Annotated in this window: 22 protein-coding genes; 12 read left to right on the plus strand and 10 right to left on the minus strand. The window is 65.7% G+C overall.

What is annotated here, in order from left to right:
- Positions 1–318 precede the first annotated feature (318 nt).
- The 5 genes from rluB to AC3WL2_RS09915 all read right to left on the minus strand — a co-directional run bounded on the left by rluB (position 319) and on the right by AC3WL2_RS09915 (position 4,662).
- Complete coding sequence (gene rluB, locus AC3WL2_RS09895) at positions 319–1,383, minus strand: 23S rRNA pseudouridine(2605) synthase RluB (RefSeq protein WP_102684319.1); 1,065 nt, start codon at positions 1,381–1,383, stop codon at positions 319–321.
- A gap of 175 nt (positions 1,384–1,558) precedes the next feature.
- Positions 1,559–2,320, minus strand: coding sequence for an SMC-Scp complex subunit ScpB (gene scpB, locus AC3WL2_RS09900; protein WP_102684318.1), 762 nt, complete (start codon positions 2,318–2,320; stop codon positions 1,559–1,561).
- Positions 2,321–2,334: 14 nt separating this feature from the next.
- Positions 2,335–3,162 carry a segregation and condensation protein A gene (locus AC3WL2_RS09905; protein ID WP_102684317.1) on the minus strand — a complete coding sequence of 276 codons (828 nt, stop codon included), beginning with the start codon at positions 3,160–3,162 and terminating at the stop codon, positions 2,335–2,337.
- Positions 3,159–3,788, minus strand: coding sequence for an L-threonylcarbamoyladenylate synthase (locus AC3WL2_RS09910; protein WP_102684322.1), 630 nt, complete (start codon positions 3,786–3,788; stop codon positions 3,159–3,161). The genes AC3WL2_RS09905 and AC3WL2_RS09910 overlap by 4 nt, the downstream gene beginning before the upstream one ends.
- Before the next feature lie 13 nt (positions 3,789–3,801).
- Entirely contained in the window at positions 3,802–4,662 is an 861-nt protein-coding gene (locus AC3WL2_RS09915) for a PHP domain-containing protein (RefSeq protein WP_102684316.1), read from the minus strand.
- A gap of 67 nt (positions 4,663–4,729) precedes the next feature.
- Between AC3WL2_RS09915 and AC3WL2_RS09920 the strand changes: the two genes are divergently transcribed.
- From AC3WL2_RS09920 to AC3WL2_RS09945, 6 genes are all read left to right on the plus strand, one after another.
- A complete protein-coding gene (locus AC3WL2_RS09920) occupies positions 4,730–5,326 on the plus strand; it encodes a septation protein A (protein WP_023631974.1) in 597 nt (198 codons plus the stop codon).
- A 1-nt stretch (position 5,327) separates the two neighbouring features.
- On the plus strand, positions 5,328–5,627 hold the full coding sequence (locus AC3WL2_RS09925; RefSeq protein ID WP_038706584.1) for a YciI family protein: 300 nt from the start codon (positions 5,328–5,330) through the stop codon (positions 5,625–5,627).
- A 138-nt stretch (positions 5,628–5,765) separates the two neighbouring features.
- Positions 5,766–6,158 (plus strand): SH3 domain-containing protein, encoded by a 393-nt coding sequence (locus tag AC3WL2_RS09930; protein ID WP_102684315.1) that lies wholly within the window; start codon positions 5,766–5,768, stop codon positions 6,156–6,158.
- Positions 6,159–6,165: 7 nt separating this feature from the next.
- Positions 6,166–6,843, plus strand: coding sequence for a response regulator transcription factor (locus tag AC3WL2_RS09935; RefSeq protein WP_038706585.1), 678 nt, complete (start codon positions 6,166–6,168; stop codon positions 6,841–6,843).
- Positions 6,844–6,971: 128 nt separating this feature from the next.
- Positions 6,972–7,388, plus strand: a complete 417-nt coding sequence (locus AC3WL2_RS09940; RefSeq protein ID WP_023632412.1) for a Spy/CpxP family protein refolding chaperone — start codon at positions 6,972–6,974, stop codon at positions 7,386–7,388.
- A gap of 12 nt (positions 7,389–7,400) precedes the next feature.
- On the plus strand, positions 7,401–8,789 hold the full coding sequence (locus tag AC3WL2_RS09945) for a sensor histidine kinase (RefSeq protein ID WP_102684314.1): 1,389 nt from the start codon (positions 7,401–7,403) through the stop codon (positions 8,787–8,789).
- Positions 8,790–8,822: 33 nt separating this feature from the next.
- Here the strand turns inward: AC3WL2_RS09945 and AC3WL2_RS09950 are convergent, their stop codons facing one another.
- Entirely contained in the window at positions 8,823–9,380 is a 558-nt protein-coding gene (locus tag AC3WL2_RS09950; RefSeq protein WP_038706586.1) for an NAD(P)H nitroreductase, read from the minus strand.
- A gap of 205 nt (positions 9,381–9,585) precedes the next feature.
- Here AC3WL2_RS09950 and AC3WL2_RS09955 point away from each other — a divergent pair, with 205 nt between their 5' ends.
- Complete coding sequence (locus AC3WL2_RS09955) at positions 9,586–11,040, plus strand: TrkH family potassium uptake protein (protein WP_102684313.1); 1,455 nt, start codon at positions 9,586–9,588, stop codon at positions 11,038–11,040.
- Here the strand turns inward: AC3WL2_RS09955 and AC3WL2_RS09960 are convergent.
- Positions 10,997–12,043, minus strand: a complete 1,047-nt coding sequence (locus tag AC3WL2_RS09960; protein ID WP_102684312.1) for an AraC family transcriptional regulator — start codon at positions 12,041–12,043, stop codon at positions 10,997–10,999. The two genes, AC3WL2_RS09955 and AC3WL2_RS09960, sit on opposite strands and share 44 nt — an antisense overlap.
- 154 nt (positions 12,044–12,197) lie before the next feature.
- Here AC3WL2_RS09960 and AC3WL2_RS09965 point away from each other — a divergent pair, with 154 nt between their 5' ends.
- Positions 12,198–12,509 carry an Mpo1-like protein gene (locus AC3WL2_RS09965; protein WP_023631733.1) on the plus strand — a complete coding sequence of 104 codons (312 nt, stop codon included), beginning with the start codon at positions 12,198–12,200 and terminating at the stop codon, positions 12,507–12,509.
- A 101-nt stretch (positions 12,510–12,610) separates the two neighbouring features.
- Complete coding sequence (locus AC3WL2_RS09970; protein WP_102684311.1) at positions 12,611–13,195, plus strand: HD domain-containing protein; 585 nt, start codon at positions 12,611–12,613, stop codon at positions 13,193–13,195.
- Positions 13,196–13,261: 66 nt separating this feature from the next.
- Here AC3WL2_RS09970 and AC3WL2_RS09975 read toward each other — a convergent pair whose 3' ends face one another.
- A complete protein-coding gene (locus AC3WL2_RS09975; RefSeq protein WP_102684310.1) occupies positions 13,262–14,077 on the minus strand; it encodes a UDP-2,3-diacylglucosamine diphosphatase in 816 nt (271 codons plus the stop codon).
- A gap of 124 nt (positions 14,078–14,201) precedes the next feature.
- On the opposite strand from AC3WL2_RS09975, the gene AC3WL2_RS09980 reads away from it, so the two are divergent.
- Both AC3WL2_RS09980 and AC3WL2_RS09985 read left to right on the plus strand, forming a co-directional pair.
- Positions 14,202–14,975: a helix-turn-helix transcriptional regulator gene (locus AC3WL2_RS09980; protein WP_102684309.1), complete on the plus strand. Its 774-nt coding sequence runs from the start codon at positions 14,202–14,204 to the stop codon at positions 14,973–14,975.
- 170 nt (positions 14,976–15,145) lie between these two features.
- Complete coding sequence (locus AC3WL2_RS09985) at positions 15,146–16,033, plus strand: DMT family transporter (RefSeq protein ID WP_102684308.1); 888 nt, start codon at positions 15,146–15,148, stop codon at positions 16,031–16,033.
- Here the strand turns inward: AC3WL2_RS09985 and AC3WL2_RS09990 are convergent, their stop codons facing one another.
- Positions 16,034–16,315: an Rdx family protein gene (locus tag AC3WL2_RS09990; RefSeq protein WP_096049580.1), complete on the minus strand. Its 282-nt coding sequence runs from the start codon at positions 16,313–16,315 to the stop codon at positions 16,034–16,036. It abuts the gene before it with no gap.
- A 66-nt stretch (positions 16,316–16,381) separates the two neighbouring features.
- On the opposite strand from AC3WL2_RS09990, the gene AC3WL2_RS09995 reads away from it, so the two are divergent.
- The gene (locus AC3WL2_RS09995; RefSeq protein WP_102684307.1) at positions 16,382–18,568 is read left to right on the plus strand and encodes a patatin-like phospholipase family protein; all 2,187 of its coding nucleotides are present in this window, start codon (positions 16,382–16,384) and stop codon (positions 18,566–18,568) included.
- Positions 18,569–18,648: 80 nt separating this feature from the next.
- On the opposite strand, the gene AC3WL2_RS10000 is transcribed toward AC3WL2_RS09995, so the two are convergent.
- Entirely contained in the window at positions 18,649–19,086 is a 438-nt protein-coding gene (locus AC3WL2_RS10000; RefSeq protein ID WP_102684306.1) for a MarR family transcriptional regulator, read from the minus strand.
- Positions 19,087–19,157 lie beyond the last annotated feature (71 nt).

Consider the following 19,157-nt stretch of genomic DNA (forward strand, 5'->3'; position numbering starts at 1 on the left):
GGGTGGAGGGGGCTGGGGAGGCTCTGGCGCGCAGGCTTTGGAAAGATTTTGTGACGAAGAACGGAAAAGCACAGGTAAGCCGGGGAAAAAGCCCAGAATCGTATAGTTTTCTTTACAAAGCGGTTTGAAAATTTGCCACCTGGCGGGAAATTTTCTGTCCATTCAGGTACTTGGGGCCGCTTTGCGCCCCATCGCGGGGCAAGCCCGCTCCCACGATGCGCACACTATTCGTGGGAACGGGCTTGCCCCGCGATGGGCCATTTACCGCAGGCACAAAAAAGCCAGCCCGAAGGCTGGCTCTCTCGCTACCGGACCGAATCAGCCACGCGGCTTGCCGCGACCACGGCCTGCCGGCTTGTCGCCTTCAGGACGGGACGGACGCTTGCGCATCTCGCTCGGACGCTCGGCCACCGTGCTGCCGCGGTTGCCCTTGCGCGGCGCTGCGTCTTCACGCGGCGCACGTGCCGGACGCTCGGCTTGGCCTTCGGCGGCAGGACGCAGGGTACGCACGCGCTCGCCACGTCCCAGCGGACGGGTCGACTTGCGCTGCAGGCGCTCGAGCTTGTCCTTGGCCTTGAGCTTCATTTCCGGCAGTGCCACCGGCTGCAGGCCGACTTCCGCGGCGAGAATGTCGATCTCGCCCTGGCTCATTTCGCGCCAGCGGCCCATCGGCAGGTCGGAGTTCAGGAACACCGGACCGAAACGCACGCGCTTCAGGCGGCTGACCACTACGCCCTGGGACTCCCACAGGCGACGCACCTCACGGTTGCGGCCTTCCATCACCACGCAGTGATACCAGTGGTTGAAGCCTTCGCCCCCTGGCGCCTTCTGGATATCGGTGAACTTGGCCGGGCCATCTTCGAGCACCACGCCGGCCTTGAGCCGGTCGACCATGTCGTCGTCGACTTCGCCGCGCACACGCACTGCGTACTCGCGGTCCATTTCATAGGACGGGTGCATCAGGCGGTTGGCCAGCTCACCGTCGGTGGTGAACAGCAGCAGGCCGGTGGTGTTGATGTCCAGGCGACCGATGTTGATCCAGCGGCCCTCTTTCGGCCGCGGCAGGCGGTCGAACACGGTCGGACGGCCTTCCGGGTCGTCACGGGTGCAGATCTCGCCGTCGGGCTTGTTGTACATGATCACGCGGCGGGTAGCCTCGGCGGCCTCGACGCGCTTGATCAGCTTGCCGTCGACGGTGATGGCGTCGTGCAGGTCGACGCGCAGGCCCAGGGTGGCCTCGACGCCATTGACCTTGATGCGGCCCTGGCCGATCCAGGCCTCGACGTCACGGCGCGAGCCGACGCCGATGCGCGCCAGCACCTTCTGCAGTTTTTCGCCAGACGGCGGGGTGGCTTGTTGGTCGTGCAGGTCTTTGTCACTCATCTGGGCACCTCCCGGTGTAGTAGTGAAAGCGGGCGCGCATCATACGCGGTTCAGCAAGGGAACGCACTGGAGGGTAGAAGGTTTTTGCCGATCGCCCAGCAGATTCCGCCCAAAGGCACATATTGACGGTGCCGACCTCATCGCCGGGCAAGCCGGCGTCCACAGAGTCGGGCTGTCAGGCCTTTGGTTCGTCCTCGGGCTCGATGGAAGCCTCATCGCGCAAATCATCGAAATCGATCTTGAGCCCTTCTTCCATCGCATCCAGCTCCACCAGCAGCGAGCGGAAGCTGGTCTCCTCCTTCGGCTCGATTTCCTCGCCCTCCTCGCCCAGGCTGGCATCGGCCAGGGCTTGCAGGTGAGCGGGCACCGGCGCCTCGTCCGGATCGACCTCGGGCTCCACCTCCAGCTCGCGCAGCTCGGCCAACGCCGGCAGCTCATCGAGGCTCTTGAGGTTGAAATGATCAAGGAATGCCTTGGTGGTGGCGAACATCGCCGGTCGCCCGGGCACCTCGCGATAGCCGACGATGCGAATCCACTCGCGCTCCATGAGCGTCTTGATGATGTTGCTGTTGACCGCCACGCCCCGCACGTCCTCGATCTCGCCACGGGTGATGGGCTGGCGGTAGGCGATCAGCGCCATGGTTTCCAGCAGTGCGCGGGAATAGCGCTGCGGCCGCTCCTCCCAGAGGCGGCCGACCCAGGGTGCGTAGTCCTCGCGGATCTGCAGGCGATAGCCGGTCGCTACTTCCTTGAGTTCGAAGGCACGGCCGCTGCAGGACTTGCCCAGCACCTCCAGGGCCTTCTTGAAAACGGCGGGGGTCGGGCGCTCGGCCTCCTCGAACAGCTCGTACAGGCGTTCGAGGGATTGCGGCTTGCCCGAGGCGAGCAGGAAGGCCTCGATCAGCGACGCCAGTTCACGGGGTTCGTTCAGGTTCATCGGTAGTTGTCAGGTCATTCTGCCCGGGCACGGACATGGATCGGGGCGAAGGGCTCATTCTGCACCAGTTCGATCAAGGATTCCTTCACCAGCTCGAGAATCGCCATGAAGGTCACCACCACGCCAAGCTTCCCCTCCTCGCGGGTGAACAGCTCGACGAAGGGCACGAAGGCGCCACCCTTGAGGCGCTCGAGCACTTCGCTCATGCGTTCGCGGGTCGACAGCACCTCGCGGGTGATCTGGTGGCTCTCGAACAGGTCGTTGCGGCGCATGACCTCGGCCATGGACAACAGGATCTCTTCCAGCGCCACCTCCGGCAAAAACTTGCGCACCTTGGCCTGCGGAGCCTCCAGGCGCGGCACGACGATTTCGCGCCCGACTCTGGGCAACTCGTCGATACCTTCGGCGGCGGCCTTGAATCGCTCGTACTCCTGCAGCCGGCGAATCAGTTCGGCGCGCGGATCGCCCTCCTCCTCCTCGACTTCGCCGGAGCGCGGCAGCAGCATGCGCGACTTGATCTCGGCGAGCATGGCGGCCATCACCAGGTACTCGGCCGCCAGCTCCAGGCGCACGCTCTTCATCAGCTCGACATAACTCATGTACTGGCGGGTGATCTCCGCCACGGGGATGTCGAGAATGTCCACGTTCTGCTTGCGGATCAGGTACAGCAATAGATCCAGCGGGCCTTCGAAGGCTTCGAGGAAGACTTCCAGGGCGTCCGGCGGAATGTACAGGTCGACCGGCATCTCGGTCAGGGCTTCGCCATAGACCAGGGCAAGTTGCAGCTGGAACGGCGTCTGCGCCTCCGTGGCCGGCGCCTCAGGTGCCTGCACCTGGCTCACGCGTTGACCAGGAACGGCGTCGGATCCCCGCACCCTTCGCGAATCAGCTCCGGCTCGTCGCCGGACAAGTCGATGATGGTAGAGGCCTTGAGGTCGCCGAAACCGCCGTCTATCACCAAGTCGACGTGATGCTCCAGTCGCTCACGGATCTCGTAGGGATCGACCATCGGCTCGTCGTCGCCGGGCAGGATCAGGCTGACGCTCATCAAAGGCTCGCCAAGCTCTGCGAGCAAGGCCAAGGTTATTTCATGCCTGGGCACGCGCAGGCCGATGGTCCGGCGTTTCTCGTGCAGCAGCAGGCGCGGTACCTCGCGGGTGCCGTTGAGGATGAAGGTATAGGGCCCGGGCACGTGGGCCTTGAGCAGGCGAAACGTACCCGTATCGACCTTGGCGTAAAGCCCCAACTGCGACATGTCGCAGCACATCAGGGTGAAGTTGTGGGTCTTGTCCAGACCACGCAACTTGCGCACCCGCTCGATCGCGGCCTTGTTGCCAATCTGGCATCCCAGCGCATAGGCCGAGTCGGTCGGGTAGACCACCACCCCACCCTTGCGGATGATCTCGACGGCCTGCTTGATCAGGCGCGGCTGCGGGTTCTCCGGATGAATCTGGAAAAATTGGCTCACGTAGTCGTCCTGTTCATACCGCCATAGGTTGTTCATGTCGGAATCGGCGCCACAGGGGTGGCAGGTCCTCAGGCAATGGCCGGTAGGCACCGATCTCGCCCCAGGTGCCAGGGCCGTGGAAGTCGCTGCCGGCGCTTGCCAGCAGGCCGAACTCACGGGTGAGGATCGACATCGTCCCCACCTGCTCGGGCGGCATCATCCCGTTGACCACTTCCAGTGCCTGCCCTCCAGCCTGAATATAGTCGGCAATCAGCCGTCTGCGCTTGCTGCGGGTCAGTTCGTAGTGCATGGGATGGGCCAGGCTCACCCACGCATTCGACTCACGCAGCGTCGCGACAGTTTCCGCAAGCGTCGGCCAGTGCAACTTGACGTCACCCAGCTTGCCGGCGCCCAGCCACTTGCGGAACGCCTCGCCGCGGTCCTTGACGAAGCCGGCGCGGACCATGAACTCAGCGAAATGCGGGCGCGCCGGGGCGTTGCCGCTGTCGCCCAGTTCCTGCTGCACCGCCCGCGCGCCGTCCAGCGCGCCGGGCATGCCCTTGGCCGCCAGCTTGCGGTCGATTTCCTCGGCGCGCAGCCAACGACCACGGTGCAGGTTGGCGATGGCATCGAGCAACGGCGGTGCGTCGAGGGGGAAGTCGTAACCCAGCACATGAATGGTGGCGCCGCCCCAGGTGCACGACAGTTCCACGCCGCTGACCCACTGCACGCCGTTGTCCAGGCAGGCCTGGCGCGCCTCCGGCAGGCCTTCAAGGGTGTCATGGTCGGTGAGCGAGAGCGTGCGCACCCCGTGCTCATGGGCCCGGGCGACCAGTGCCGTGGGCGACAGGGCGCCGTCGGAGGCCGTGCTGTGACAGTGCAGATCAACATTCATGGAGGAGCGCTTTCGCAGGAATCGATGTTTGTTATTATGCCGTCACATCCCGCTTCTGGCTGCCACTGTGAAACAATTCATCGATTTCATCCCGCTGCTGCTGTTCTTCATCGTCTACAAGCTTGACCCGCGCCCGGTCGAATTCGCCGGCCACGGCTTCGAGTTCGGCGGGATCTACAGCGCCACCGCCATGCTGATCGTCAGCTCCGTGGTGGTCTACGGCGCGCTGTTCCTGCGCCACGGCAAGCTGGAGAAGGGGCAGTTGCTGACCCTGGTCGCCTGCCTGGTGTTCGGTGGCCTGACCCTGGCCTTCCACAGCGAGACCTTCCTAAAGTGGAAAGCGCCCGTGGTCAACTGGCTGTTCGCCCTGGCGTTCGCCGGCAGCCACTTCATCGGTGACCGGGTGCTGATCAAACGCATCATGGGCCATGCCCTGACACTTCCAGAAACAGTGTGGAACCGCCTGAACGTGGCGTGGATCGCCTTCTTCCTCGTATGCGGCGCCGCCAACCTGTTCGTCGCCTTCACCTTCCAGGACATCTGGGTCGACTTCAAGGTATTCGGCAGCCTGGGCATGACCGTGCTGTTCCTGGTGGCCCAGGGTGTCTACCTGTCGCGCCACCTGCACGATGCCGATCCCTCCACCTCCAAACCCAAGGACTGACATGCTCTACGCCATCATCGCCAGCGACGTCGAAAACTCCCTGGAAAACCGCCTGGCCGCCCGCCCCGCGCATATCGAGCGCCTGCAGCAGCTCAAGGCCGAAGGCCGTGTGGTGCTCGCCGGCCCGCACCCGGCCATCGACAGCAACGACCCGGGCGCCGCCGGCTTCAGCGGCAGCCTGATCGTCGCCGAGTTCGACTCGCTGGCCGCCGCCCAGGCCTGGGCCGACGCCGATCCGTACATCGCCGCGGGCGTGTACGCCAAGGTCGTGGTCAAGCCGTTCAAGCAAGTCCTGCCGTAACAGGCTTTACCGGGACGGGCTTCGCAGGGGCAAGCCCGCGCCCACGAAGCCGCTCCCAGCTACACCCCGCGCGGCACTATTCATAAAATCCGACGACTGGCCGACAACCTCCTGAATCGATACGAATCAGGAGTTCCAATGCGTCAAGGTCCGATGTCCCTGCTGCTTTGCCTGTTGCTGCTGTCCCCTTTCGCCGCGGCCGAACAGCCGCTGTCGCTGGAAGCCGGGGCGCGGATCACCGACTTGCAGCAGCGCCTGGAAGAGAGCGAGAAACAGCGCACGGCGCTGACCCAGCAACTGCAGAACCAGGACAGCGAGCGTGAAAGCGCCCAGCTCGCCCGCCTGCGCCAGGACAACCAGCGCCTGAAGCTGACGATCAAGGAACTGCAGGCAGGCGCCAGCGCCCCGCAAAGCCCGCTGACCGACCAGCAGCAATGGTTCCTGATCGGCTCGGCCGTTGCACTGTTGTCCGCAGTCTGCGGTATCTTAGCCAGCGGCGGACACAGAAGACGCCGGCAATGGTTGAATTGAGTGAGAAATGAGCGAGCTGTTACTGATTGATGATGACCAGGAACTGTGCGAGCTGCTCGGCAGCTGGCTGACCCAGGAAGGGTTTGCGGTGCGCGCCTGCCACGATGGCCAGAGTGCGCGCCAGGCCTTGGCCACCCACGCCCCGGCGGCGGTGGTGCTGGATGTCATGCTGCCCGATGGCAGCGGCCTGGAACTGCTCAAACAGCTGCGCAGCGAACACACCGACCTGCCGGTGCTGATGCTTTCGGCCCGCGGCGAGCCGCTGGACCGCATCCTTGGCCTGGAGCTGGGCGCCGACGACTACCTGGCCAAGCCCTGCGACCCCCGCGAGCTCACCGCCCGCCTGCGCGCAGTGTTGCGCCGCAGCCACCCCAGCGCGCCCAGCAGCCAGGTGGAGATCGGCGACCTGATCTTCAGCCCGGTACGCGGCGTGGTCAGCATCGACCAGCGCGAGATGACCCTCACGCTGTCGGAAAGCCGCATCCTCGAAGCCTTGCTGCGCCAACCCGGCGAGCCGCTGGACAAGCAGGAACTGGCGCAGATCGGCCTGGGCCGCAAGCTCACGCTTTATGACCGCAGCCTGGACATGCATGTCAGCAACCTGCGCAAGAAGATCGGGCCGCACCCGGATGGCCGCCCGCGCATCGTCGCCCTGCGCAGCCGCGGCTATTACTACAGTCTGTAGGAAAACCGGGGCCGCTTCGCGGCCCTGCCATCTTTACCCAGCCTTTACCCTCGCCTGACCGCCCTTGACCTTGATCTCCCTAGACTGGGCTCATCCGGTAACCACCGGCCCCTGAAAGGAGAGACACCATGCGCAAGACCCTTATCGCCCTGATGTTCGCCGCCGCCCTGCCGACCGTGGCCATGGCCATGCCCGAAGGCGGCCCGCGCCACGATGGCCCGCATCATCGCGGTGACGCGCCTTTCGCCCAGCTGGACCTGAGCCGCGACCAGCGCCAGCAGATCGGCAAGCTGATGGGCGAGCAGATGAAGCAGCGCCGCGACATCAACGAACGCTACATCGCCAAGCTGCCGGCGGCCGAGCAGAAAGCCCTGAAGGACGAGCTCAAGGCCAGCCACGACAAGACCGAAGGCCAGATCCGCGCCTTGCTCAAGCCCGACCAGCAGAAGAAATTCGACGACCTGCAGAAGGAGCGCGCCGCGCGCAAGGCCGAGTGGCAGGAGTTCCAGGCCTGGAAGGCTGAAAAAACCGGCAAGGCCCAGTAAGCTGTCAGCCCGATGCCCGGCCCGCTTCCCAGCGGGCCGGGCTTTCGCCATTTCCTGGAGGTGCTTGTCTTGCGTTCACTGTTCTGGCGCATCCTGGCCAGCTTCTGGCTGGCCATCGCCCTGGTCGCCGGGCTGTCGATCCTGCTCGGGCACATGCTCAACCAGGACACCTGGATCCTCAGTCGCCACCCGGGCCTGAACAACCTGGCCAGCCACTGGGCCCAGCACTACGAACAGGAAGGCCTGGAGTCGTCGCAACGCTTCCTGGAACGGCGCAAGCAGCGCTACAAGATCGACGTGCAGGTGCTCGACGACAGCGGCGATGCCGTGGTCCCCGGCACCTTCCCGCGCCGCGCCGCCGCCTTCGAGGCACGCCAGCACAACGACGAACGTCGTCTGCCGTGGCGCCGCCTGACCGAGGAATACACCAGCCCCGGCAGCGGTGAGACCTACCTGCTGATCTACCGTATCCCCCACCCGGAGCTGGCCGCCTGGCACCGCGAAAGCCTGATCTGGCCGCTCAGCGCCTTGGGCATAGCCTTGGTGGTGCTGACCCTGTTCAGCCTGCTGGTAACCCTGTCGATTACCCGCCCGCTCAGCCGCCTGCGCGGCGCCGTGCACGACCTGGGGCAAACCAGCTACCAGCAGAACAGCCTGGCGCGACTGGCCGTACGCCGCGACGAGTTCGGCGTGCTGGCCAACGACTTCAACAAGATGGGCGCCCGCCTGCAGAGCCTGATCGGCAGCCAGCGCCAGCTGCTGCGCGATGTGTCCCACGAACTGCGTTCACCACTGGCGCGGCTGCGCATCGCCCTGGCGCTGGCCGAGCGCGCCGAACCCGAACAGCGGCAGGCCTTGTGGCCACGCCTGACCCGCGAATGCGACCGCCTGGAAGACCTGATCAGCGAAATCCTCGTGCTGGCCCGGGTCGATGCCGAGCAGGCGCATGCAGAGCCGGTGGACCTCAATGCCTTGCTGGGCGGCGTGCGCAAGGACGCCCAGCTGTCAGCGCCAGATCAGGAGGTACGCCTGGAGATGCAGCCGGGCCTGACCCTGCATGGCTGGCCGACGCTGATCGAACGGGCGGTGGACAACCTGCTGCGCAATGCGCTGCGCTTCAATCCGGCCGGACAGCCAATCGAGCTGCGCGCCAGCCGCGAACAGGACCGCATCGTGTTAAGCGTGCGCGACCACGGCCCGGGGGTGGCGACGGAACATCTGGAGCTGTTGGGGGAGCCATTCTTCCGGGCACCGGGGCAAGAGGCGCCAGGACATGGGCTGGGGCTGGCGATTGCACGCAAGGCGGCGGAGCGCCATGGTGGCAGCCTGAAGCTTGCGAACCATGCGCAGGGTGGGTTCGTGGCTACGCTGGAGCTGCCGCGTGAGGTCAGCGCTGGCTGACAGATCCTGGGGCCGCAAAGCGGCCCCACTCAATCACTCGCCCCAGGCGCTGACGTACTCGGCAGTTTCCAGGATCGGCGCGGTGCGTGGCTCGGCCATTGGCGTGCCGACATACAGGTAACCGATCAGCTCTTCGTTCTCGGCAAGCCCCAGCCCCTTGTGCACATGGGCGTCGAAGGCCATGTCGCCGGTGCGCCATACCGCGCCGATACCCTGGGCATGGGCAGCGATCAGGATGCCATGGGCGGCGCAGCCGGCGGCCAGGCGCTGCTCGATCTTAGGCACCTTGAAGTGGTCCTGCAGCCGGGCGATCACCACGATCAGCAACGGCGCGCGCAGCGGCATCGCCCGGGCCTTGTCCAGCGCCGCCTGGGTGGCTTCACCCTTGGCTTGCACGGCTTCGGCGAACAGCTCGCCGAGCTTTTCCCGGCCCTGGCCTTCGATGGTCAGGAAACGCCAGGGTCGCAGTTGGCCATGATCTGGCGCACGCAATGCGGCCTGGAACAGCGCCTCGCGCTGGGCGGCATTGGGCGCCGGGTCAGTCAGGCGTGGCACGGAAACACGGTTGAGCAATGCGTCGAGAGCCTCCATGGGCTACCCTCCTGGCAGATTGAAAGTGCGGCCATTCTGCACCATCGAGGGGGATCGTGGGAGCGGGCTTGCCCCGCGATCCGGCCATCGCGGGGCAAGCCGCCCCCCCCCCCCCCCCGCTCCGTGGAGGCCACCAATCGGCGTTTACAAGACCCGGCCCACAGGTAGAATGGCGCCCTTTCCGTAGCGAGTCAGAGCAGATCACATGGCGTTGCCGACCTTAAGGATCATTGGTTTCATCATCGGCATCTTCCTGATCACCCTGGCGGTGAGCATGGTGGTGCCCATGGCGACCCTGGTGGTCTTCGAGCGCACCGGCGACATGCCGTCGTTTCTCTGGTCGAGCCTGATCACCTTCCTCGCGGGCCTGGGCCTGGTCATCCCCGGCCGCCCCGAGCACGTGCACCTGCGCCCCCGCGACATGTACCTGCTGACCGTCAGCAGCTGGCTGGTGGTCTGCGTGTTCGCCGCCCTGCCCTTCCTGCTGACCCAGCACATCAGCTACACCGACGCCTTCTTCGAAAGCATGTCCGGCATCACCGCTACCGGCGCCACCGTGCTCAGCGGCCTGGACAGCATGTCGCCGGGCATCCTGATGTGGCGCTCGATGCTGCACTGGCTGGGCGGCATCGGCTTCATCGGCATGGCCGTGGCGATCCTGCCGTTGCTGCGCATCGGCGGCATGCGCCTGTTCCAGACCGAGTCCTCCGACCGTTCGGAGAAGGTCATGCCGCGCTCGCACATGGTCGCCAAGTCGATCGTGGCGGTGTACGTCGGCATCACCGTGCTCGGCAGCCTGGCCTTCTGGTGGGCGGGGATGGGCCTGTTCGATGCGATCAACCACGCCATGTCGGCGATCTCCACCGGCGGGTTCTCGACCTCCGACCAGTCCCTGGCCAAATGGGATATCCCTGCGGTGCACTGGGTCGCGGTGGTGGTCATGATCATGGGCAGCGTGCCCTTCACCCTGTACGTGGCCACCCTGCGCGGCCACCGCCGGGCGCTGATCAAGGACCAGCAGGTGCAGGGCCTGCTGGCCATGCTGGTGACCACCTGGCTGGTGCTTGGCACCTGGTACTGGGCGACCACCGAGCTGCACTGGCTCGATGCCCTGCGCCACGTGGCGCTGAACGTTACTTCGGTGGTCACCACCACCGGCTTTGCCCTGGGCGACTACAGCCTGTGGGGCAACTTCTCGCTGATGCTGTTCTTCTACCTGGGCTTCGTCGGCGGCTGCTCCGGCTCGACGGCCGGCGGTATCAAGATCTTCCGCTTCCAGGTCGCCTACATCCTGCTCAAGGCCAACCTCAACCAGCTGATCCATCCGCGCGCGGTGATCAAGCAGAAATACAACGGCCACCGCCTCGACGAAGAGATCGTGCGCTCGATCCTGACTTTCTCGTTCTTCTTCGCCATCACCATCTGCATCATCGCCCTGCTGCTGTCGCTGCTGGGCGTGGACTGGATGACCGCGCTGACCGGCGCCGCCGGCACCGTGTCGGGTGTCGGCCCGGGGCTGGGCGAAGTGATCGGCCCGGCCGGCAACTACGCGACGCTGCCAGATGCCGCGAAATGGATCCTTGCCGGCGGCATGCTGCTCGGTCGCCTGGAGATCATCACGGTGCTGGTGTTGTGCATGCCGGCGTTCTGGCGTCACTGACCGACAGGCGCGTGCGGTACTCGCTCGGCGTGCTGTCGAACCAGCGGCGGAACGCCCGGTAGAAGTTGCTCGGGTCGGCGAAACCCAGCAGGTAGGCGGTTTCCAGCAACGTGGTGCCTGGCTGCGCCAGGTACTGCTCGGCCAGTTCGCGGCGGGTGTCGTCGAGCAGGGTCTGAAAGCTCGTGCCCTCGTCCTGCAGGCGCCGCTGCAAGGTGCGTTGCGAAAGGTGCAGGGCCTGGGCCACGGTTTCGCGCTTGGGCTCGCCCTGGGGCAGGATGCGGCACAGTACCTGGCGCACGCGGTGGGTCACCCGGCTTTCCGAGAAACGCGCCAGGTACTCACCGGCGAAACGGTCGTGCAGCACCGCCATCGCCTCGTTGGCGGTCGGCAACGGCGCCTCCATGTCGGCGCGGGCGAACACCAGCGCATCATGGGGCGCGCCAAATTGCAGCGGTGCGTGGAAAGCCACCTTGTACGGCTCGACATTTTTCGGCAGTGCGCCCTGGATCAGTACCCGCCGCGGCTGGATCGGCCGCCCGCTGAGCCAGGTGCACAACGCCAGGGCGCAGGCCAGCGAGGCTTCGGCGCTGTGCCGGGTCGGCGGCAGGTGGTCGCCGTGCACGGTCAGCACCAGGGCATAGCCGTCGGGCTCGTGGCGAAAGCTCAGGTCCGAACTCTCCGCGATGATGCGCTGATAACGCACCAGGCGCTCGAAGCCCTCGGCCAGGGTGCGGCTGGACATCAGCGCATAGCCCACCACATGGAACGAGGCCGGCCGCACCACCCTGGCCATGTTCAGGCCGATGGCCTCGTTGCCCGACAGCTCGACCGCCAGCTGCCACAGGCGGGTCATCGAATCCTGGGTGAATCGCGCGTCGGGGTCGTCCAGTGCGGCGAAGTCGAGCCCGAGTTGCTTGAACATGGCCGGACAATCGAGCCCTTCCAGCTCGAGTGCCTTGACGATCCCTGATGCCCAGCTGGCTGACGTGGTTCTCTCACTCATGACAGGCTCTTGTGCTGACCGCTCCTGCGGTGAACCGAAAGGATACTCAATTGGCGCCTATTGTCACTGGCCACGGCCCCCAGTGACTCTAGACTCGATTCAGGCTCCACGCCGTGTATCCTGTCAGCAAGACCCGCAGATCCGGAAGCCCGCCATGACCCGCACAGCGCAGTTCCGCAGTTTTGCCGAGTTCTACCCCTATTACCTGGGCGAGCACAGCAACCCCACCTGCCGCCGCCTGCATTTCGTCGGCACCAGCCTGGTAATCGCCCTGCTCGCCTACAGCATCGGCAGCGGCAAATGGCTGTTGCTGCTGGCCGTGCCACTGGCCGGCTACGGCTTCGCCTGGGCCGGGCATTTCTTCTTCGAGAAGAACCGCCCCGCCACCTTCAGCCACCCCTGGTACAGCCTGGTCGGCGACTTCGCCATGTTCCGCGACATCCTGCTGGGCCGCCTGAGCCTCTGAATCGGCCCGCAAGGCCAGGTTCGCGTCCCGGCGGGCCACTGCCAAAGCCCGGATCCTGGCCAACACTGCGGTATGTTCCCCGACACGAGCGGCACGCGGTGATGAGCAAGCAAGCCAATTTCAGCCACATGCGCGATGGTACCGCCCAGGACTGGGCGATCATCGCCGACGACTTTCGCGCCTACGCCCATCAGTTGCCCCAACGCATTCTCGCCCACCTGCGCCTGCTCGACGGCGACTTCGGCGGCTTCCCCATCGACCGCCTGAGCCATTCCCTTCAGGCCGCCAGCCGCGCCCACCGCGACGGCCGCGATGAAGAGTACGTCGTCTGTGCACTGCTGCACGACATCGGCGACACCCTGGGCAGCTACAACCACCCGGATATCGCCGCGGCGATCCTCAAGCCGTTCGTCAGCGACGAGAACCTGTGGATGATCGAGAAACACGGGATCTTTCAGGGCTACTACTTCTTCCACCACCTGGGCATGGACCGTCACCTGCGCGAGCAATACCGCGATCACCCGCATTACCAGCGAACCCTCGAGTTCTGCGCACGCTATGACGCGGCAGCGTTCGATCCGGACTATGAAAGCTTGCCGCTGGCGTTCTTCGAGCCGATGCTGGAGCGCTTGTTCGCCCAGCCCAGGCAGTCGATCTACAAGGCCGCCCTGCCAGCCACCGCCTGATCCGCCACTACCGATTACTTGCAGGTGCGGGCTTGCTCCGCGATCACAGGCAAGGCCGACGAGAAGCTAGGCCGGCTCGCCCAGTTCCGCCAAGCGCAACGCCGCCTCCCGCGCCTGCGCCTCGGTAAACCGGTACAGCTCAATCCGCCCGTCCCAGTGTTCGATCAGCGCCGTGCACGACTCCACCCAGTCGCCGCAGTTGAGGTAATCCACCTCGCCCACCTGGCGGATTTCGGCATGGTGGATATGCCCGCATACCACGCCGTGGAAGCCACGCCGGGTGCACTCGTGGGCGATGGCGTCCTCGAAGTCGCTGATGAAATTCACCGCGCCCTTGACCTTGTGCTTGAGGTACGCCGACAGCGACCAGTAGCCATAGCCGTAACGGGCGCGCCAGTGGTTGAGCCAGCGGTTGAGCACCAGGGTGAACTCGTACGCCCGGTCACCGAGGAACGCCAGCCAGCGGTGGTAGCGGGTGATCACGTCAAACTGATCGCCATGGATCACCAGCAGGCGCCGGCCGTCAACGGTGAGGTGTTCGGCCTCGTCCACCAGCTGGATGTTGCCCAGGATCAGTTTCGAGTAACGCCGCAGGAATTCGTCATGGTTGCCGGTAACGTAGATCACCTCGGTGCCGCGCTTGCTCAGGGTCAGCAGGCGGCGGATAACATTGGTGTGGGCCTGGGGCCAGTAGATGCCGCTGCGCAGTTTCCAGCCATCGATGATATCGCCGACCAGGTAGATGCGCTCGGCCTGGTAGCCCTTGAGGAAGTGCGCGAGGTGTTCGGCCTGGCAGTCGCGGGTGCCCAGGTGTACATCGGAAATCCACAGGGTGCGGACACGCTGCTTGCGTGACGGGCGGAGGGGTTCGGCGTGGGTCATGGCTAGGCTCCGGCGCTGTTTGCTGGAGACTGGCAGGCGCAGGTGACAGATTGGTGGCAGGTACATGACCATCCTGCCCTCGCCTGCAGGTGTACAATCTTCGCCTGCCCCGTGAGGACTCACCATGACCGCCGGCCCCTTGCTCTCGTTGCGCCATTACCGCCACGACCTGATCGCCCACAGCCACGACCATCCACAGTTGGTGTTCGGCCTCGGCGGGCGCCTGGATTTCGAGGTGGATGGACGCGGCGGCCGGGTCGCTCGCCAGGATCTGATGGTGGTTCCCGCCGGTGCCCACCACACTTGCGGGAGCCGCGAGGGCAGCGACTGCCTGGTACTGGACGTACCGGGCGGACACTGGCTCGGCGATCATCTCGGCGAGCACGCCGACGACAGCCGCCGCCTGCTCGACCGCCCCGGCCCCCTGAGCCTGGACAGCCGACAACAGCAGCTGGTGGACTGGCTGGCAACCAGCCCCGTGGACGACCCGCTGATTGCCCGCCAGGGCGCGGTGTTGCTGTTGGCCAGCCTCAATCCACCAGCCTGCGCCCCGGTGCTGGCCAGCAGGCGCCTGCCCTATGCCGCTTTCGACCGCCATATCGAGCAGCACGCCGCCTACCCGCTGCAGGTTGCCGACCTGGCGCGGCTGGCCGGGCTGTCCAGTGCGCGGCTGCATGCGCGGTTTGCCAGCGAGTGCGGCATGACGCCGATGGACTACATCCGCCAACGGCGGCTGACGATGGCGCGCCGGCTGTTGCGTGAGACGGTGTTGCCGGTGGGCGAGATCGCCGCGCGCGTGGGGTATGGCTCGCAGAGCGCATTCAGCGCGGCGGTGCTGCGGGCGTTCGGCTGCACGCCGCTGGCGTTGCGGCGCGAGTCTGGCGACAAGGAACGCTAGCTGGGCGACAGAAAGCGCCTGCAGTTTTTTTTACACTGCTGCCACTATTTCTGGCGCTTGTACCGGCCCTTCGCCGGCAAGCCGGCTCCCACAGGATCGAGCGCACCTCTGTGGGAGCCGGCTTGCCGGCGAAGGGCCGGTAAAGGAAACCTCACACTCTAGGGACCACCATGAACCACCGCACCGCCCTCGGCGCCCTGCATATCGGCGCGCTGTTCTTCGGCCTGACCGGCGTCTTCGGCAAACTGGCCGCCAGTGCCAGTCCTACGATCATCGTCTTCGGCCGGGCCATGTTCGCCGTCCTGGCCCTGGGCCTGTTCGCCGGCCTGGCGCGCCAGGCCTGGCAACCACTGCGCGGCCAGGACCTGCGCCGGCTGCTGCTGGGGGGGGTGCTGCTGGCCGGGCATTGGGTGAGCTTCTTCATCGCGGTCAAGGTCGGCGGCGTGGCCATCGCCACCCTCGGCTTCGCCAGCTTCCCAGCCTTCACGGTGATCCTCGAAGGCTTGTTGTTCCGTGAACGCATCCGCCGCAACGAGGCTGTGCTGGTGCTGTTGGTGAGCATCGGCCTGGTGCTGGTCACCCCCGCCTTCGACCTGGCCAGCGAGGCCACCGGCGGGCTGCTCTGGGCGTTGCTCTCAGGCCTGCTGTTCTCGCTGCTGTCGCTGACCAACCGTGCCGGTTCCGGGCGCCTGCCCGCCGTGCAGGCGGCGCTGTGGCAGAACCTGGTGGTGAGCCTGTGCCTGCTGCCGTTCGCCGCGCCGGGCCTGACTGCCGTGGCACCCATGGACTGGCTGTGGATCGCCCTGCTTGGCATCTTCTGCACCGGCGTCGCCCACAGCCTGTTCGTCGCCAGCCTGGCGGTGATCAAGGCGCGCACCGCCGCGGTGGTGTTCGGCATGGAGCCGGTCTATGGCATCGCCGTGGCCTGGGTGGTGTTCGCTGAACAGCCAACCCTGCGCATGCTCGCCGGTGGTGCCTTGATCATCTTCGCCATCGTCCTGTCCAGCCGTCTGGCCGCCGAGCAACCCACCCGGCAGACCGTGGCCGAAAGCGCCTGATCAGCGATCGTTGTGACCCAGGTCGCGCTGCGGATCGATCTGGTCACGCACCCGCTGCTTGAGCACCTTGGCCTCGGGGAAGCCGCCGTCGGCCTTGCGCTCCCAGATCTGCACGCCGTCGCAGGTGATGCGGAATACCCCGCCGGTACCAGGCTCCAGGGCGACCTGGCCGAGGTCGTCAGCGAAGGTGCTGAGCAACTCCTGAGCCAGCCAGGCGGCACGCAGCAGCCATTGGCACTGGGTGCAATAAGTGATGACAATTTGCGGCTTGCTGTCGGCCATGTCGGGGAACTCCGTAGGAAGGGCCGCTTATACTAGCGGTCTTTACCCTCTGGTTTGAGACTCACGATGCGCCGCCTGCTGTTCTGCCTCCTGCTGATGCTCACTTCCATCACCTTGCATGCCGCCGAAACGGCGCGCCCGAAAATCGGCCTGGTGCTGTCGGGCGGTGCCGCCCGCGGCCTGGCCCATATCGGCGTACTCAAGGCCCTGGAAGAACAGGGCGTACGCATCGACGCCATCGCCGGCACCAGCATGGGCGCGGTGGTCGGCGGCCTGTACGCCTCGGGCTACAGCATCGCCGAGCTGGAGAAACTGGCCACCACCCTGGACTGGCAACAGGCCCTGTCCGACGCCCCGCCGCGCAAGGACGTGCCGTTCCGGCGCAAGCAGGACGACCGCGACTTCCTGGTCAAGCAGAAACTGAGCTTTCGCGACGACGGCAGCCTGGGCCTGCCGCTGGGCGTGATCCAGGGCCAGAACCTCGCCCTGCTGCTGGAAAGCAAGCTGGCCCATGCCGCCGACGTGCGCGACTTCGACAAGCTGCCGATCCCGTTTCGCGCCGTGGCCACCGACATCACCAGTGGCGAGAAAGTGATCTTCCGTCGCGGCCACCTGCCGCAGGTGATCCGCGCCAGCATGTCGATCCCGGCAGTGTTCGCCCCGGTGGAACTGGACGGCCGGCTGCTGGTGGACGGCGGCATGACCGACAACATCCCGCTGGACGTGGTGCGCGAGATGGGCGTGGACATGGCCATCGTCGTCGACATCGGCACCCCGCTGCGCAACCGCAAGCAATTGGCCACGGTGGTGGATGTGCTCAACCAGTCGATCACCCTGATGACCCGGCGCAACTCCGAGGAGCAACTGGCCAGCCTGCGCCGCGAAGACATTCTCGTCCAGCCGCCGCTGTCCGCGTTCGGCGTCACCGACTTCGGCCGCGCCCAGGACATGATCGATGCCGGCTACCGCGCCACCCGCGCCCTCGATCCGCGCCTGGCGGCGCTGCGCCAGCCCGAGGGCGACAGCAACCTGGCGGTGGCGCGCTCGCCGAAACAACGCACGCCGATCATCACGGCCATCAAGGTGGAGAACGACTCCAAGGTCAGCGACGACGTGGTCCGCTACTACATCCGCCAACCGATAGGCGAGCCGCTGGACCTCGGCCGCCTGCAAACCGACATGGGCACCCTCTACGGGCTGGACTACTTCGACCAGGTGCAATACCGCGTCGCGCACAAGGGCGATGAACATACCCTGGTGATCAGCGCCCGCGGCCGGCGTGGCGGTACCGATTACCTGCGCCTGGGCCTGAACCTGTCGGACGACCTGCGCGGCGACAGCGCCTTCAACCTTGGTGCCAGCTACCGGGTCAACGGCATCAACCGGCTCGGCGGCGAATGGCTGACCCGGGCCCAGATCGGCGACGACCAGGAGCTGTACAGCGAGTTCTACCAGCCGCTGGACGTGGGCTCGCGTTACTTCATCGCCCCCTATCTGGCCCTGGGCTCGCAGAATGTGGAGGCCATCCTGGACAACGACCCGGTGGCCGAGTACCGCCTAGAACGTTACGGCTTCGGGCTCAATGTCGGGCGGCAGATCGGCACCTACGGCGAGGTGCGCCTGGGCGTGGGCAAGGCCTGGGGCAACGCCGAGGTGCGCATTGGCGACCAGGACTTGCCCAAGGTCAGCTTCAACGAGGGTTTCTACGAGCTCAAGTACTCCTTCGACACCTTCGACAACGTCTACTTCCCGCACAGCGGCGAAGACATCGGCCTGACCGTGCGCAAGTATGACAAGTCGCTGGATTCGGACCAGAACTACCGGCAGTGGCTGTTCAACCTGGACAAGGCCATCAGCAGCGGGCCGAACACCCTGGTGCTGGGCGGGCGCTACGGGCGCACCCTGGACGATGCCGAGGTGGTCACCTCAAGCTTCGTGTTCGGCGGGGCACGCCAGCTATCGGGCTTTCGCCAGGACTCGATCTCCGGGCAGAACATGAGCCTGCTGCGCATGGTCTACTACCGCCGCCTGACGCCACGGGCCTACCTGCCCCTGGACTTCCCGCTGTACCTGGGCGGGTCGCTGGAGCGCGGGCGGGCGTGGAACAACGACAACGAGTTCGACAGCGGCTACATCAATGCAGCGAGTATCTTCCTGGGGCTGGAAACGCCGCTGGGGCCGTTGAACCTGAGCTATGGCGCCAACGATGCGCATGAGAAGGCGGTGTACCTGAACCTGGGGCATACCTTCTAGAAATGATCGCGGGGCAAGCCGCACCCACAAGCCAAGCAGAATCTTGTGGGAGCGGGCTTGCCCCGCGATCTACGTCAAGCTCAGGACTTTTCGAGATTATCGAGAATCTTCGCATGCACGCGCATGCACACTTCCAGGTCGGCCTCATCGACCCCGGTGAACAACTCGAGCCGCAACGCATTGGCGATGGTCTCGATCTGGTCGATCAGCGGCTTGGCCGGCGGGCACAGCAGGATCTTCTTGGCCCGACGGTCTTCCATCACCGCCTGGCGGCGCACCAATCCCTGGCTTTCCAGGCTGTCGAGCAGGCGCGCCAGGGTCGGGCCCTCGACGCCGACGCTCTGGGCCAGCTCGCGCTGGGTCGGCGCCTCCTCGAACCTGGCCAAGTGCAGCAGCACCAGCCAACGGGCTTGCGACAGGTTGAGCCCGGCCAGGCGGCGATCCAGCTCGGCGCGCCAGCCTCGGGACATCTGGGCCAGCTGCATGCCGAAGCGGTGTTGGTTGTCGGTCAGGGGCATAAGTAACTCAATGAATAGAACTAATTATTAGCCAGCTAACCATGGCCCGACCGATCAGGCAAGGTTCGACG

Source organism: Pseudomonas sp. FW305-96, from assembly GCF_058783825.1.